A 16,083-nucleotide genomic window follows, 5' to 3' on the forward strand; every position below is an offset into this window, starting at 1 on the left:
CCATCGAAAGGACTCGGAGGGCCGCTGAAAGCGCCCGTTCAGTGGCCTGTGTCTCCCGAATTCCTAGCTTTGGCGCGCTTCAGCTTCCGCCCGTTCGATCTCGATTAGGGTCAACGCGCTCGTTGCCGCTTGGATAGAGCCGCGAATTTCATCCGCAGATCGGATAGGAGATATCGCGTGTGCCAACGACTCTCCGGGTTTCAGGAAACGGGCGATCCCCTCCATGAACGGAGGAAATTCATCAGCGACGCACGAAACTGTCAGCATCTGTTCGAAGAGTTTGGAGTGGCGTGGCGCATCAAGTTTGGTTGACCACCAAATCGACGCGCTGAGACCCCAGCAGCGATCTTCTCCATGAAAACCGCTGAAATCAAAGGGAGTACCCGGAGCAGTGGGAATTCCGAGTATCTCGTTAGGACGAAGCACGCTCTTTGTCCCCCGAATCGCAAGCCATGATCCCGAAATGCGCGGGTCTGAGTCCTTTTCCTCGACGGCTTGGAAAGGTATGAAATCCGCCTTATCTGAATTGAGAAAGATCTTGGCCTCAATCCGTATGTCTTTTGCAACATCAAGACCCACATTCTTGAAAACCATGTAGCCCTGATTGTCAATCGTCCCCAGCCAGCGCACGTCCACACGCTCTATCTGCCTCAATTCGACTTCTTTGCCACGACGGCTTGCCTCCTCGGAGATCTTGTTCGCAGATTCCGCCAGCCGATTGGCACGCCCGGCGTTCCTAATGGACGCGATCGCGACTATCAAAGCAATGAGCGCTACCCCGCTACTTACCCACGTCGCGATGTCTCCTAGTTTCAAGCCTTCCAATCAGTCCCCCTTGTTTCTGAGTGATTTGCATATTTGATGTAGTCGCCGCATTCTGCGGGTGTATTCCTCGTCGATCTGCTCTATGCCGCGCTGGACCTCATAGGGAGGCTGCCATGAACCCCGCGATTCCCGTCAGCCAAGACCCGTCCAACATTCCAGGGGTGGATGCCGCAATGCGCGCGAGGGGCGCAAGCTGAGGGGGATCCTGCAAGTTCGCTGGCAGAGGTCATTGCCCTAACGGTATTGGTACGTTCGACGCCCATTTGACCACAGCCACCCCCAATGTGAGGGTTGATGTCCACCGGAGCACATCGACGAGTCCGTGGAGTGTGTGCTCATCGGCGCGATCTCGTATTCGGTTAGCCACGGATCCTTAGCGGCCGTCGGTACGGCATTCGGCGGCTTCGCAGAGCGGTATCTTCGGGTATGACCGTTCGACTATCGCCAAGATCTCCGTCTACTGCTCGACCGAGTGCGTCGATATGAGCGTCCTCGCGCAACTGGAAGCACACTTGGGGGATCGCTCCTCCCGAGAGAAGTTCCGACGCGACGTCGTAGTGAATTCTGATGGCTATGCTGACGACAGCGCCAGTAGATTTCTCTTGGAGCTCCTCAGGTCAGGCCTGACGATCGCTCAGTATGCGGTTCAATCTTCTAAACGCCCTAACGCCAGTCGAGCAAAGATGCATTTTGGATTCTTGATTGAGGAGCTCTGGGACCAACCCGCAGCATGTGAAGCGCAACCTGAATCGCTCTTCGGATGGCTGGAACAGTCGTTTGTAACAGTCAGCGCTTTCGTTGATACGAATGGACGCGACGATAATACGACACGGGGTCACTCTCCGCGCGTAGAGACCACAAGGGAGATCGCTGCAGATCTGGCGGCCCTAAAAAAAGTGGTCGCCCCCAGTCGGCTGTCGGACCTGGACCGGCTTTCGCGATCGATCAGCGATACGTCCATGTATCACTCGGTGGACGAGGCAAGCCGCGCCCAACGCGTTTGGACTGTCCTCGAGGTATTAGCCGCAAGCGCGGAGACCTTAGCCGGGGGCTCCATTCGGTTGACTTCCACGCTGGAGATCGAAGCCTTCGAATTGCGGGTCGAGCGACCGTTTCAAACACTCCTCAGCGATCGTTCAGCGCGTCGAGCCGAGGGCGAGACCACGGTCGAGCCACAGGATCGCTATGTTGCCCATAGCGAACAAACGCCCCGCCAGGAACTGATCGCGGACGTTGACGAAGGGCCTGCGTTATATACGGTTTGGTACGGGACTAACCGAGAGCCAAAGAATCCAGCCGACGAGTCTTTAGGCTTCCTGAACGAGCGGGACAAATCGGGCACGGTGCACTACGGCACGTGCAGCGTAAACATTCCCCGCTCACACAAGTTCGGATCTCTAGGCTACAAGCTAGCCTTCCTGCTCCCCAAGAAATTTTGGAACGGGCCACTTTCGATTGAGTCCCGAACCCCCCTCGGCTCAAACGATGATTTTCTGGGATCCATACGCGAGGCGCTCGAAAAGCGGAATGCCAACGAACGCTCTGTCTTGGTCTACGTGCACGGGTACAACACAACATTCGACAAAGCCGCAATAAGGGCCGCCCAAATCGGATACGACCTGAAGGTCCAGGGGCTGACCGCGTTTTACAGTTGGCCGTCTAAAGGTCAACTCCTCGGATACGATGCTGACAAGGATCGAGCCGAAGCCAGTGAAGTTCAGTTTGCACAGTTTCTGGAGGATTTGGCTGCGAAGACCGATGCGTCCCGGGTTGACCTTATAGTCCATTCGATGGGCAATCGCCTCGTGGCGCGATCGACGGCTCATTTCGCCGCAGCGCTGACCAAGAGAGGCATCAAATTGGGGTCAATCATCCTCGCCGCTGCTGACATGGATGTAGATGTCTTCCGGTCACTCGCCGCCGTCTACCCCTCCATCTCGAAGAACACATCCATGTACGTCTCCGAACGGGATCGCGCGCTTGCTTTGGCAAAGTCACTGCAAGATTCAGACCGAGCAGGCTTCACCCCACCAATAACGATCCTCTCCGGCATTGACACTATTGAGGCAACGGGGTTCGACCTGTCTTTGTTGGGACACAAATATTACGCGGAGGCCGGCCCAGTTCTCTACGACATGAGATCTGTCCTCGACCAGAACCATGACCCCTCCTGCAGACTGCGGTTAGAAGAGCGAAAGAGTGGGAAAGAGACTTACTGGGCGATCAGGCCGTAGTACGTTCGAAACGTGCCGCGAGGGACACTTGCCATTAAGCAGGAGTGCACTAGTCCATTGGCCCCGTGCCACCAGCCTGGCGCCGGCTGTTGGCAGAAATTCCCGTACTCGTTTTGGTGGCATGGGAGGCTAGCGTTAACTGGTAGCTCTATCAGAGATTGACTTCATCGTCATCGCTGTAGCGAGCAATGCACGGACCTGCGCCGGAAACGCGTCGAAACTCAACGCGGCATTGCGCCGCTGGTTGCTCGTCCTGCTTTCGGTTGGCATGAACAGTTCACGGGCTTCGGAAGCTAGCCCCTCAAAAAGGCGTGGCCTTGTGGCCGCCTCGCATGAAGAACAAACTGCCGAGCCATCACGCAGGCGCGGACGACGCGAAGGCCATACGGTCTAGAGCGATCTCCGCCTGTGCGACTTCCACGTGCAGCTCCCTCCTCGCATCGTCTTCGTTGGAATCTGTGGGCAGCGGACTCATGAGGTCTCGCACAATCTCTCCAATTTGACGCGCGAGCAAGGGAGGGACGGCATTTCCGACTTGAACGTATTTTTGCGTCTGGTTGCCTTCGAACGCGTAGTTGTCGGGGAACGTCTGCAGGCGAGCTGCTTCTCTGACCGTCAGAGAACGCATCTGATTTGGATCTGGATGGATGAAGTAGTGCCCGTCCTTCGCCATGTGCGACACGATCGTCGAGGATGGCCTATTCCAAACCTGAACGTTGAAACGGTCAACAAATGCCGCGACCTCGGCAGTCGCACTTTTGTGGTCGGGCAGCAGGCTTATGGGAAGGTCTTTTAACCGCGGCGAACGGTCTTCCTTGAGAGCAAAGCTGGCTGCGAAGTGGTATCTCTCCAAATCGGAGGTCATGTGCCGTCGGGAGGCGTGGTCCGCGACTCCTCCTAGCCGTGCATCCGACAGCCACTTACCCAGCCGACCAGACTCCTCACTGAGGGGACCCATTGGCTGACCAGATTTAATGAACTTGTTCCCCTGATCCGGAGCCAAGTAACGGGAATCTGTTTTCGCGGCCACGATGTCGTCTACGTTTCGTTGCGCACCCTGCCTTACCTTCAACCAGTTCTCGACGGAATCGCCTCCCCTTGAAATCACGGAACGTATCGGTGGCATGTCTCCAATCGCGGTCGCGACGGTGTTCAACATAGACCAGGGCTTGAGGATAGAGGGAACTCGGCCTAGGTCCCTTCTCACGCCCAGCAAGATAACTCGGTGACGGCGCTGGGGCACTCCATAGAGTTCAGCTCGGATAATAAAGTCCTTGGGGCTGAGGTCGCCAGGTGCTGAGGAGTGAACTAGCGAGTACACGTCATACTCAACTCCGTCATCGGCGGTTCGGAGGTCCTCGAGGATTCTGTCAAACATCGACGCGCCATCGTGAGTCGACGAAAGGAGACCTTTCACATTCTCCATAACGAAAACACTCGGCTTGAATCGCCTGATCGTGTGAAGGTACTCCCGGTAGAGAAAGTGCTTCTTGTCATCTTCAAATAGAAGATCATGCTTTCGCCGCGATCGCCCGACAATGGAGTACGCCTGGCACGGAGGCCCACCGATGAGGGCCCAATTGTCAGATCCCCCGATGGCCTTCGCTATGATTCCATCCGTCAACTCATGATTGTCCGGACCGAGCTCAATTTGGTGAGTCTCCTCCGCGACATCTGCGTGCGCCTCTCCGAACAGGCGCGACGCCAAGAGTGCCTCCTTAGTGATTTCGCCGCGAAGGTAGCCATAGTAGGAGTCCGGGACCAAGCCGTCGCGCTCCAGCAATCTAAACGCACCGCGCAGCACGAGGGTCTTGACTGCCGACGCTTCCATCTCAATGGCCGCCTTGGACTCAAAGACTGCGTGGCCGTTCGAGTCTCGAAGAGAGTTGAAACCTTCACTTAACCCGCCCGGACCTGCGAAAATATCCAAAACGGGAATCAAATCTCTATCTCAACTTTCAGCTTCGAGCGTCTCGCCCGGCAAGTAGCCAGGTTAGTTGCCAATGAAGAGCTTCGCAACTTGAGGTCACGTCTATCCTTGCCATGCCCATTCTCCGACGGAATCACTGGGCCTCATGCACTCTCAGCTCGGGCAAGCCCGAGGGCAGTGAAAGCAGCCGCAATGACGTGATCGTCATCCTTAAGGCCGCTCAGGTAGTAATCCGGAACATTGTCTTCTGTGTCAAGAAAATAGACCGTGACTGCTCGCACTATCCGCTGCGCCTCTTCTGCACGAGATTCCCAACCACTATGAAGGAGCCCAAGGTCTTCCCCCAATCGCATGGCGGACTCTCGATTCGAACCGAGAGACTCCACGTAGGTGGGGACAGAGGCCCTCAGCCTGTCGATTTCCGCCTGATCCGGTACTACCAGCTCGGCACGAAGACACTCCCAAAAGCCCGGAATAAGCTTCTGGAAAACATCCATCGCACCTCCAGCAGAAGATGAGCTAGCCGTCGCGCAGCCTTCGTTCATCGCACTGAAAGTCTCCGCGAAGACATCCCGCACGAGAGTGTCCACTTGATTGGGCTGCAACGAATGGACAGAGACGACAGCAAACCTGCGTCGAAGTCTCTTAGCAGATTCGCGCAAAAGATCCTGCCTTCGGCCGAAGTCGCGGCGCTCCGCATAGGCAAGGTGAGCCCGTGCGATTGACCGCGCGAGAGTTGGATCGCCGCCCAAACTGGGGCGTTCCATAATGCCAACAGACTCATCCTCCAAGAGCCTTCCACTCAGGTCCGCCCCGAGGATGTACCCCCGCCACCACGAACGCCTGAGCACGTTTCGTGGCCGTCCTAGGAGTCGCTCGTAGTCCGTACGAAACGACCCATCATCACTGCGAGCGTTCGGGAATCGCCAAAATGCTACGTCCGGACAAACGTTTAGAGTCAGGAAAGACCAGACACCCTCATCGGCGGCCTCGGCGGGGAGCATTGGCAACAGGTCGACCAATAGGCCCGCCAGCTGTTGATCAAATTGAAGTGAGCTACCACGCGGTCGCGCGCTTGGAAACCCATGGGCGATGGCAAGCTGAAGCACGCTGTCGTGTATGGATTCCAATTCGGCCTTAGAAGCGCGCGCGGTTGACATTGGGTAAAACGTTGCACCCGACGTATCTGTGACTATGGACGACGAAAGCGCCTCTGGCTCCAGCGACGAAAGGTATTGGAGCCTCTTTGACGCCTCTGAGATGCGCAGCCTCGGGTAAGAAACTATCCTTGCTGACGGTTCCATCACTGGAGACCACCCACTCGGGCTTGTAGCTCGGCCTCAAGCCTCTGGGGGTCGTCACGGTACCGCGCGCGAAGCGTCGCTGTATCGGCATTGAACAGGCGTAGCGGCCCTGCAACTACGGCCCCTAGACTCCCCTCTTCGTACTCGGTGTTCAGATCAAAAGAGTCGTGTTTGAGCCCAAAGTCAACAAGCTGGCGATACAGGTCCAGTCGCATGAAATGCGATGTGAGCTTCGCCTTGTCGGAACTGGGCTTGTTGAGCATCTCCATGACAATCGGGCTTTCTTCATTTATCCAAAGCCAAAGCGCCGAATCCGCAGGAGCGTCGAGATCGTCCCCTTCGATGCGTAACCACCACATGGAACCAGCGCTTGCGGAGGTGAGATATCTCGAAAATGACACGGCAAGGATGGGCATGCGGGCGCCATCGCCCTCGAGTTTCACTACTCGAGCGGCCGCCCAAAGGATGGCACCCGGAGCGTCCGGAGCGAATTGAGAAGTCGGAGCAAGCGAGGGTTGGACAAGTACCACTTGACACTCAAGTCGCACGTCGCGACGTAGATTACCGCCGTCGAGGACAAGTCGTGCGGTTGTCTGGCCGCCTTCCAATAGGGAAATCGTTGAGCTGCCGCGCAGGCTTGTTCCTGTGCAGGTCCAAATAATCACGAGTCCGAGTCTTGCGTCGGGCCCGAGGCCCAAGTCGACGCGCGCTTTGTCGACGTCGACCTCCACGGAAACGCTGATTTCCATGGTTTGAAAATACGACCAGTCTTCGATCTGGACAGGGTCCGCGAGCGGCGAGGCGCCGCTCATCGTGACTGACCATGGATCGCAGCGGACGTCCCTGTCGCTAAGTGTCAGGTACCCACGACTAACCGACTTCATCGACCGACTCCACCTTCAAGTTGAGCCCGATCGCCAGGCCGTGCGGTTGAGCCACTCGCACGACATGTGTCCCTGCTCTTATCTGGCTCAATGGAACGGATTGGGACGACGCAACCTGCCGCTCGTCGTAATACCATCCGACCAGTACTGGCGCTTCTCCTCCCGCGGGTGTATCGACTTCGGCGGATCCCCCCTCCAGGACGACAACGGGCGAGGCCTTGATCGAGAACTTCGAGAGGTCGATTCCAGTCACAGTGGAGATACTGAAGGAGAAACACGCGACCCGAGAACTCCCCATCGACATCATCTGTATTTCGGGGTCTTGATGCACCGAAATCCCATTGCCGCGCCCTTCTGCAGACCTAGTCGACGCGACTCGTCCCCGTCCCGACTCGATTTCGGCTCCGTAACCCGAGACCGAGGCAAGTAGCGTCCCCATCTGACGCGAGAGATGGGCGACGCCCGTCGAGTGCTCCTCACCGGCGACTCCCACGTCGTGTGAAATCCGGGACCGAAATTCGTCCCTGATCTTGTTTAGGGCCAGGCGGACCTTATTAGTTTCGCCTGACTCGAGCCCTAAGGAAGCTGGGATCCAATCATCGTGAGCGACCGGTTCTGCTTTCGAAAACAAGAGATTCTGTTCTGGATCCACGACGAAGACGCCAGCCAGAGCTTGCCCGTTCGCGTCTTCCTGTACCTCCATGTACTTCACGATGAACAGAGGGTCGCGCATGAGCGCGATGTGTCGAGGAAATCGTACTGAGCTCAGGCCTGCCGGCGGCGTGTAACTCCGATAAGCTAACGCTCCCAGTTTCACAGGCGGCCGTTGACTCTGCAGGACTTTTCCTACCCACGGCCACTCGTCAATCGCCCGCCCCGAGGTAAGTACGTTCGTTGCACGTTCAAATGCTCGGGTAAATTGAGCGAACTGAGGATGCGAGGCAGGGTCTGGGACCGACATTTCCTCGTCGTCGACAGAGAAACGAAACTGTATGGTCGGGCCGTTCGAATCCTTGTCGAGCATGTGCGGCCAAGCCCAAAGGAGCGCGGCCTCTGAGAGCGCCTTCACCACGTCCGTAAGGGTAACGCTGCCCGTAAGAATCGGGTCGATGACGGCGATCGAGGTGCCCGTATCGTGCGGTCCCAATGCCGTGAGTCCCAGCTCGATTGCGAGGCTCCGGGCGGCTGCGCCCCTCACTGGCTCTAGTATCCCGTTCTCCCCCATCGCACCCCACCAGTGGCGTCCGGTGAATCGATTACCGTCTGAGACGAGCTCATCACCAACTGAGACACAGATGAAGCGATTCTCGACCTCTCCATCAATCAGCGTTTGACTGTAAATCATGCAGCAATCCACATCGCTCGCGTCGTACAACACCCCTTTGCCGAAGCCATACGTGCCGCCGCCGACGCGCTTGGTTTCGGCACGACCGATGTTGCGCACGAAGTCGACAAAATCCGTACTTTGTCCCACCGGGGGTGCGATGTCGGCTCGCGTCGCTCCGCCGAGGCCTCGAGTCCCGCTATCGGCCACGATCAGCAGTCGAAACCGTCTGGTACGTAATCTTGAGCGCAACGAATACGCGTTCGCTGGAAGCGCGTGAAAGACGACCTCACGAAGAAGGTCCATTTGGTGGAGGTTTAGCGTACGTCCACTGACCTCGTATGTGATTCTGGGCTCGCGGCGGGCATCCCAACTGTTTTGGAGAGTCTCTCGAAGAAAGAGTTCCCAGAAACCGACGTTCGGCTTACCGATGGCGCGTCGGGCTGACCGAGCATCAATGCCACCGCTGGCGGCGAAGGGCTCGCTGTAGAGGTCGAGGCTCATCGTTTCGCCAACATTTCTGAAGCAACTGTCAGGGCGGACGAGTCCTCCGCCGCGCCAGAAATGGGCCCAACGTCGACGGAATACTCTATGCGGGGTAGTCGATCGATCATTTCCGGTGATGTGAAGACTGCCCGAACGATTCTCGGGAACTTCGCGTCAACTAGGCAGAGTTTTCGACGCAGTGTCACGTATGTAAAGCCCGCATAAAGGGAAGAATCTTGGGGGTGAAATCCCACTTTTGCCAAGGCGCGAAGAAAATGCTGCGGCTCGATTCCGAGCCCCAGAATCCGATTCACCAGTGACGTGACGCTGTCGCCGAATGGAGCCAACTCAAGCTGCTCTATATATAAATAGAGAGGTACAGATTCCGGCGCTTCGAGCTGTAACGCCCCGTGCACGCTAACCACGAGCTGGTCTCGCTTTGTGGTGGCCTTGACCTCGATGGCGCATTCACGAGACACGAAATCGTGCCGCGATCGATCAGGTCCTCTCCAGCAGGCAAAGACTGCGTCTCGATCGAGTCTCGCGATGGCTTCAAACAAGTGAAGTTCGGCGATTAAACCGATTTGACTCTCAATTGAGAGAGCCGAGCCGTCCAAAGTCGCGAACAGGGTCCGCCAGCGGTGAAGGATTTCCAAGCAGGTCTGGCCGGGGTGAATCTGGCTTTTCTGAAGGTTGCGGATGACATCGTCTACGAGGAGACCAAATTCGCTATCGAGTCGTGGATCTAGGCAACGCACTATGAGTATTCGGTGCGTCGTTTCGCCGCGTCGAATGCCAAAGGTCTCGAGAGAAACTCCCTGGCTCTCCGTATCAAAGACCTCACGGTCTCCCGCTTGAAGCGGTACGACCAGCGCTCTGCGGCCCAGCGAATCAAGCGCATGAGCGACGTTTGACCCATCGATTTCTATGTCCGTGTCTCGTCGCGTCAGCTTCATCTCATCAGGAGCGTCGAACTTCAGCAATTCAAATATGTCCGATGATGCCTTCACAATTTCACCGACTGCGTCGCCAAAATCCCATCGTCCAGGGTGTCGGCTTTGTTGATCTGTTCGATTTCGTCTTCGGCTGATTCAAAAGTCTCTGCACTCAAGTCGGCCGACCAATACTCGACCTCAGAGTGCTTCGCGCGTGCCCGAGGGAAGAAGAGCGCGATCCCGATCACGTCCAGCGCCGCGCCCAGGGGCGAACGAGCGGAATTTTCGTCCCAAGGGAGCTGGGGTTGAGAATCTTTGTCTATCGGATAGATGCAAAGAAGCCCTTGAGGGCCCAGCACATCGTCTCGAATAGCAAGCAAGTTGGCGTCGGTCAATTTTTGTGACTTCTGAGCCAGCTCCGCTTGGATTTCAGCGTAGGACCAATCCATGTCCGCAACCCGGTCGATCGTCGAGACCACTGACTTCACATTCGCGATCCTCGGGTTCGCCAAGTTCAGTCGGCTTCTTCGGAGGAGCCTGACATCATCGTTCAGTCCCAAATCCAACATGGAGGATTCGCTATCGGGGCGCTCCATAAATACGATGTTCCAGTTCAGCAGGCTGTCGGCTCGATTTTCGTTTTCGATGTAATCAACCAGGAGCTTGCTCTTGACGCTTTGGGAATTCGCGTGGAACTCGTAGTCGGTCAGGAACTCCAGAAGGTCCCTAGCATGAACGTTCCGGAACCCTCGACGGTCCTTGCCGAACGTACTTTCCTCAAAGCCGGACTGGAGGAGTCCTCCGACAAAGCGTCTGACGGAATCGATATTGCCTTGAAGCCACGCCTTGTCCTCGGTATTGAACAAGATCGTTTGTGGTCGCTTCTCACTGAAGCTCATCTGCGCTCGTACAGCATGTCGCATCTTTGCCGCGGCAGTGATTGCCATTGAAGGATGGGACCTTATACGTACTGCCACTTCTGAGGGAGTGAGATGTTCGGCCTCAAATCGAGAGATTTCAAGTCGGATGTCAGCTTCCACCATGGAAAGATCCATGAACCACTCATGCAGCTCGGATGTCATCCAGATACGAACCAAATCCTCGTATCCCTTCCGATAGCCGAACCATCGGCCCATCTGAAGCAATGTGTCATATGCAGACGCCGAGCGAACGAAATAGCTCGACACCAGTCCTTCGAGAGTTAGCCCTCGTGACAAGGTGTTGCCACCGATGACAACGGACACCGACGGGATCTCGTCGTCGTAGGCCAGCCGATCCGTGGACAGGTAGTTGTCGACGACAGTGCGTACCTGCCGGGCGACCGAGCCAAGAAGCGGCCGGATCTCTTCGAAAGAGAAGAACCGGTAGTCGAAAAGTGAGGAGGGAAGCTTTTCACCTTCGCTATTCCAAATAGTTTCCAAACGTCCGAGTGCCTCGCGGTCGTCAGTTTCCAGAGACTTGACCAGTGCCCGTATCTTTTGGCTCACTGCCCCTGCCACCCGGACGTGCGCCTCAGCCAGCATCGAAGTGTGGATCAACATGGTGGAGTGGACGTTGCCTGTGCCGCGAAGACGCCTTGCCGCCGTTGCCAAGATGAACCATTCAATTGCCTGTCCCAGGCTCCTGTCCACGGTTGGATCCCACCCGTAAACCGCACCCTTCCCGGAAGGTGGTCGAATCACGGCAGCTTCGTCGTCGGGAATGGTTCTAATGACGTTTAGCCCGTCGGAATCTGAGTCTTCGGGTCGCGTCTTTTCAGGCAGTCCGAAGAGCTCCTCCGCGCCAAAATATCCGACCGGTCGTGGTAGCGGAACCACAAAATCCCTCGGGTAGAAATCGTGGGGATCATTTGCGTTGATCAAAAGGTTGGCGAACGGGGTGGCTGTATAGGCGACATAAGCTGCCTTCGGTTTGCGAAGAATTTCCTTCATCAAGCCATTTATCCGGGATGCTCTGCCTCGAGGTCCGACATCAATGCTCGCTTGGTCCGCCTCATCGTCAATGAGAAGGATGGGGTTGTTGGCGAGCTGCACCGGCCCGGCCGCGGCGAGCCAGTCACGCAATCGACGAAGTCTGGCCGGGTTCTTCTTTACCACTGCTATGAATCGCAAGTCAGTTCCACTAAGTAGGGCAGCCGCATTCTCCTTGGCCTCGTAAAAGTCTGAGTCCATGGAGGTGAGTTTGTACCAAGCTTGCGAACCAAGACTCTGGTCGATGCGAGATTGGGTCTGACTCCTCAGATTCTCGGTCGTGCCAGAGAGAACAACGAAAATCCGGTAACCAGAATCCGCAGCCTTCGCGATCACCGAAATGAAGTTCGTAGTCTTCCCGCTCTGCACATAACCTAAGACGAGTCCCCGAGTAGAGAACTCTGGCACTCCAGGTGCCCTCATAGCGGATAGCACTACGGAAGAGGCAGAGTCAATCCCTATGACGGGGCTTTCACCAAGGCTGTGTTCAAGTTCTATTCGTAGTGGAGGCCAGAAGAAATCTGTCGGCTGCGGTCCCGGGTACCAAGAATTCTTTCGCGTCTCCATGGAGAGCAGAACTCCTGGATCGTCCATCTTGCGGATCAATCCGACCGAGGTTTCGAAGTCGATGCGGGCTTTCGCCAGCACGTCATTCGGCACCCATCGCCTAAGCCGGTCAACGGCCCCGTCGATAGAAAGTCCGCCCCGCACACCCACTGCGATATCGGCCACGACCTCGGCTATGGACTCTTCGCTCATATTTCCCCCGTACCGCTCCCGCGCCCGCTACATCACGGACCTCCACTGCTAAACATAGTGTCGACAGACGACAGAGCCGTCGGGTGTAGTCTCGCTGTCGAGCTGGGCCCTCTGCAGGAGGGCCTTGCTGTTCGCCACAGCTACTTGAGGATCAGATGAGAGCCAGAAGTGGTTCTGCATCTCTACGCTAATTGGGGGAAGAATGGCTCGTGTGCGGTCACTAAGTAAAGGCCATCAGAATGTTGCAATTCACGGCTCATCTGTCGACTGCTATTTCCAAATGGTGGCGGGCCCGGAGAACACCACAATTCTCCACCTCAGCACCTTCGGATCGGATGATCGGCACTCGGCGCCAAAGAGTAGCCAGTCTTTGCAGATCGATGAAGTCATTGCCTCGGAGCTGCTCAAAGTCATCAGAGGCACCTTCCCCAACCTCTTCGGCGAGCTGGGCGGCTCCGAGTCGAAGGGTGGTCTGCCTGTCTCGTAGCTGCGGCGTAATCCACGCCCATCTGCTGGCTGCGCAGGAGCTCCCATGGTGCGAACACGCCGCTGCGTCGACTCCCTCGCCCGCACTTGAACGTTGGCTTACCAGCCTTGAGTCACATATTCTCGACGGATGGCCGACGTACTCACTCCAGAGCAACGTCGCAAGAATATGTCTGGTATTCGAGCGACGGATACCAAGCCGGAGCTGATGTTGCGTCGAAGGATTCATGCAGCGGGCTACCGGTACCGGTTGCACGTTCGTTCCTTACCTGGTACACCAGACATCGTTTTCACTCGAAGGAAATGCGTCATATTCGTCAACGGCTGTTTTTGGCACAGCCACTCATGCCGGTTCGGCCTAGTGAAGCCCGTTACGAATGCAGCTTTCTGGGAGGAGAAGCGGCGGCGCACTGTCGTGCGCGATGCAGTGAAACGCGATGAACTAGAAGCACTGGGCTGGTCGGTCCTCAACATATGGGAATGTGAACTCCGCGATTTGGCGCGGTTAGATGACTCGATCGTCCAATTCCTAGGAACGGCTGGGTCCGTGACGGCGGACCGGTCCAGATAGATTCCGAGAGCGCACCCGCGTCGAAAGCTCGGGCGCGGCGCCAAAGTTCTTGATTTCCATCGAGGCCGACCGCGATCAGGACGGCACACCTATTCCGCTATCGCCGAGCACAGCAGAGATGGGCGTCCTTGCCACCAGGCACCGCGACGACCTAAGCACCGAGTTAGCGCAGCGCCGCAGCATAGACATTAGCGCCTTGTTCAACGCTCTCTGCGATCCGATCCCACGCCGCACCACTTGGCCGGCGGTATTGGCACCAGATGTCTCTAGTTCCGCGGTATGAATTGCCGCAAATGCTCACGAAGAGCCGGATCGCACACGTAAATGAAGGTGCCCCGGATGCCGCGTGTCAGCAGGACCGCATAGATATTAGTGATGAAACGCAGGAGGTCCTCGTCGGTGTAAACCTTGCCTAGGACCTTGTTGTTCTCCTTGCCCTTTAGATCGAAATACTGTGCCCTGTCGACGGTAAGCCGCCCCTCTGCGGCGGCGTATCGGAGATCGGGCCCGATGATGACCCCGGCGTAGTTGAGGTCATACCCCTGCACGGTGTGAATTGAGCCGACTTCATCAAGTGATGTCGGCGATGCTATCCAGTCAGTTTGCGTGCTGTTCCAACGGAGCTTTGCGTCATCGAATTCGATGTCGTAGGCGCCTTTATCGGTCTTGGTCTTCCAAGGCCAAGCGAATCCGGCGACCAATCGCGAGAGCCCTACCTCGGCATCCAGGCGGCGTATTTCTGCGTGCATGTCAGCGACGCTGTCGAACATGCGAAGGTCATACCCTTCAAAAGTCTCAGGACGCACTGGTAGCGAGACTCCCCCGGCGGCCGGGCCCAGTATCAGTCGAACGTAGCCCACATAGTCTGCGCCGGCGCGGACCCGCATTTGGGTAGCGAGGGGGTAGTTGCGATTGGCCGCGCGCGCACGTTCTACTAGCCGCGAGAGGACTTCGGGAGGAAGATCCGCGGGTCGAACGCTCTGGGCGGCGTCAAGCAGGAGAATCTGGTGTGTGCTCTTGGCCCGGATCCAATCGAGCTGAGTCTTCGTTGTGTCATCGGTGCCGAACAGCTTCTCGGTGATCATCTGGAACTTCTTGTTCTGCACGCCTGACGGTTGATTGGCTCGCTGGTTCAGACGATGCGATTCGTCGACAATCAGCAGATCAAAGTGTTCGTTTGACTCCCCCACCTCGAACGCCGTCATCACCATGTCGGGCTTCAATCCCGGCGTCTTCTTGAACACCTTCTTGATCGAGTTCCGCAACGACTGTTGGGGAACCACAAGACCGATTCGGATACCGGAAAGGCGTTGCTTGTATTCACCGCCAAAAAACTCGGAGAAGAGTGAATCGCTATCAAGGTCTTCAGTCGGAACAGAATTCGCGATGTCCACGAGCAGCTTCAGCATGTAAATGGCGACAACGGTCTTGCCAGTTCCAGGTTCGCCTTGCACGACTGTAGTGCTCGTGGCTCCAGAACCCAGGTCCTCGAATAGGCCCTCGAGGATGCCCTCAACCGCGACTGCCTGGTCCAAGGTCAGCGCCTTGAAGGGCGACAGCTTGAAGAGATCGCTGTTCTCAATTTCCGGGATACTCCGAGTGAAGACCCCATCGCGCCTGAGCTGATCAAACACCTCCAGAAATGAGGCTTGATAGCGGTCTCGATCGAAGTAATCAGATTCGGTGATTCCATCGTTGCGATTCAGGACCCGGTACGAACCATCGCCGGCGAGCATCCTAATAAGGTACGACTCGAGATCGAGGCAGACAGACTTGTTGAAGGACTCGTCGACGATGACCCTGACGGTACTGAGGTGTCTCTTGTCTGGGGCGACCAGATGCTGGCGCATACGCGCGACAGCATTTCTGGACTCGCCTACGTAGACATCGTTCAATCGCCCGCCTCGCATGATCGGGCGACTGGCAGTGGCATCGTCCAGGACGTACACCACAGGCCAGTTTGTGTTGCGGTGGTCGCCCGGAGCCCATGTCGAGATTGACTCGCTAGTGAATTTCAGATGCTCGATCTTAAAGGGCGTCATATTTGGTGCTGCGCCCCCGGGCCTTGTCGGCAGGGTATTTCGCTCTCGTTGTTACGAGCTTGTCGCGAACGATCTGATCAGGATCAGCGCCGATACGGTCGGCGAGCATGATGCAGTAGGTGAGGACATCGGCGAGTTCTTCGCGCACCCGATCCATGTCACCGTCGGCATTCCATTGAAAGCACTCGAGAAGCTCGCTTGCCTCGATGGAGATGCTCTTTGCGAGGTTCTCCGGAGTGTGAAACTGCGCCCAATCGCGCTCCGCTACGAAAGCTGCGATTTCTTGCCGGAGTGTCTGATCGACCATGCCGCCAACCTAGCAGTTGGAGAATA

At 56.7% G+C, this 16,083-nt stretch carries 11 protein-coding genes; 2 read left to right on the forward strand and 9 right to left on the reverse strand.

Going from position 1 to position 16,083, the window contains the following annotated elements; all coding sequences use genetic code 11:
- Positions 1-63: 63 nt before the first annotated feature.
- Positions 64-825, reverse strand: coding sequence for a hypothetical protein (locus CTB96_RS20395; RefSeq protein WP_146215842.1), 762 nt, complete (start codon positions 823-825; stop codon positions 64-66).
- Between the two features lie 482 nt (positions 826-1,307).
- On the opposite strand from CTB96_RS20395, the gene CTB96_RS16880 reads away from it, so the two are divergent.
- Positions 1,308-3,059, forward strand: a complete 1,752-nt coding sequence (locus CTB96_RS16880; RefSeq protein ID WP_110127958.1) for an alpha/beta hydrolase — start codon at positions 1,308-1,310, stop codon at positions 3,057-3,059.
- Between the two features lie 355 nt (positions 3,060-3,414).
- On the opposite strand, the gene CTB96_RS16885 is transcribed toward CTB96_RS16880, so the two are convergent.
- From CTB96_RS16885 to CTB96_RS16910, 6 genes are all read right to left on the reverse strand, one after another.
- Positions 3,415-4,989, reverse strand: a complete 1,575-nt coding sequence (locus CTB96_RS16885) for a DNA cytosine methyltransferase (protein WP_248283422.1) — start codon at positions 4,987-4,989, stop codon at positions 3,415-3,417.
- 143 nt (positions 4,990-5,132) lie between these two features.
- A complete protein-coding gene (locus tag CTB96_RS21070) occupies positions 5,133-6,293 on the reverse strand; it encodes a DUF6339 family protein (protein ID WP_345788788.1) in 1,161 nt (386 codons plus the stop codon).
- On the reverse strand, positions 6,293-7,105 hold the full coding sequence (locus CTB96_RS20400; RefSeq protein WP_146215844.1) for a hypothetical protein: 813 nt from the start codon (positions 7,103-7,105) through the stop codon (positions 6,293-6,295). Before CTB96_RS20400 ends, CTB96_RS21070 begins: the two co-directional genes overlap by 1 nt.
- A 58-nt stretch (positions 7,106-7,163) precedes the next feature.
- The gene (locus tag CTB96_RS16900) at positions 7,164-9,005 is read right to left on the reverse strand and encodes a hypothetical protein (RefSeq protein ID WP_146215845.1); all 1,842 of its coding nucleotides are present in this window, start codon (positions 9,003-9,005) and stop codon (positions 7,164-7,166) included.
- Positions 9,002-9,970 carry a PD-(D/E)XK motif protein gene (locus tag CTB96_RS16905; RefSeq protein WP_181397316.1) on the reverse strand — a complete coding sequence of 323 codons (969 nt, stop codon included), beginning with the start codon at positions 9,968-9,970 and terminating at the stop codon, positions 9,002-9,004. The genes CTB96_RS16900 and CTB96_RS16905 overlap by 4 nt, the downstream gene beginning before the upstream one ends.
- Before the next feature lie 23 nt (positions 9,971-9,993).
- A complete protein-coding gene (locus CTB96_RS16910) occupies positions 9,994-12,651 on the reverse strand; it encodes a Z1 domain-containing protein (RefSeq protein ID WP_110127964.1) in 2,658 nt (885 codons plus the stop codon).
- Between the two features lie 616 nt (positions 12,652-13,267).
- Between CTB96_RS16910 and CTB96_RS16920 the strand changes: the two genes are divergently transcribed.
- Complete coding sequence (locus CTB96_RS16920; protein ID WP_110127966.1) at positions 13,268-13,708, forward strand: very short patch repair endonuclease; 441 nt, start codon at positions 13,268-13,270, stop codon at positions 13,706-13,708.
- A gap of 266 nt (positions 13,709-13,974) precedes the next feature.
- Here CTB96_RS16920 and CTB96_RS16925 read toward each other — a convergent pair whose 3' ends face one another.
- Positions 13,975-15,750: a DUF2075 domain-containing protein gene (locus tag CTB96_RS16925; RefSeq protein WP_110127967.1), complete on the reverse strand. Its 1,776-nt coding sequence runs from the start codon at positions 15,748-15,750 to the stop codon at positions 13,975-13,977.
- Entirely contained in the window at positions 15,737-16,057 is a 321-nt protein-coding gene (locus tag CTB96_RS16930; protein WP_110127968.1) for a nucleotide pyrophosphohydrolase, read from the reverse strand. Before CTB96_RS16930 ends, CTB96_RS16925 begins: the two co-directional genes overlap by 14 nt.
- Between the last annotated feature and the right edge of the window lie 26 nt (positions 16,058-16,083).

The sequence above is a fragment of the Cryobacterium arcticum genome, assembly GCF_003185895.1.
Taxonomy (GTDB): Bacteria; Actinomycetota; Actinomycetes; order Actinomycetales; family Microbacteriaceae; genus Cryobacterium; species Cryobacterium arcticum.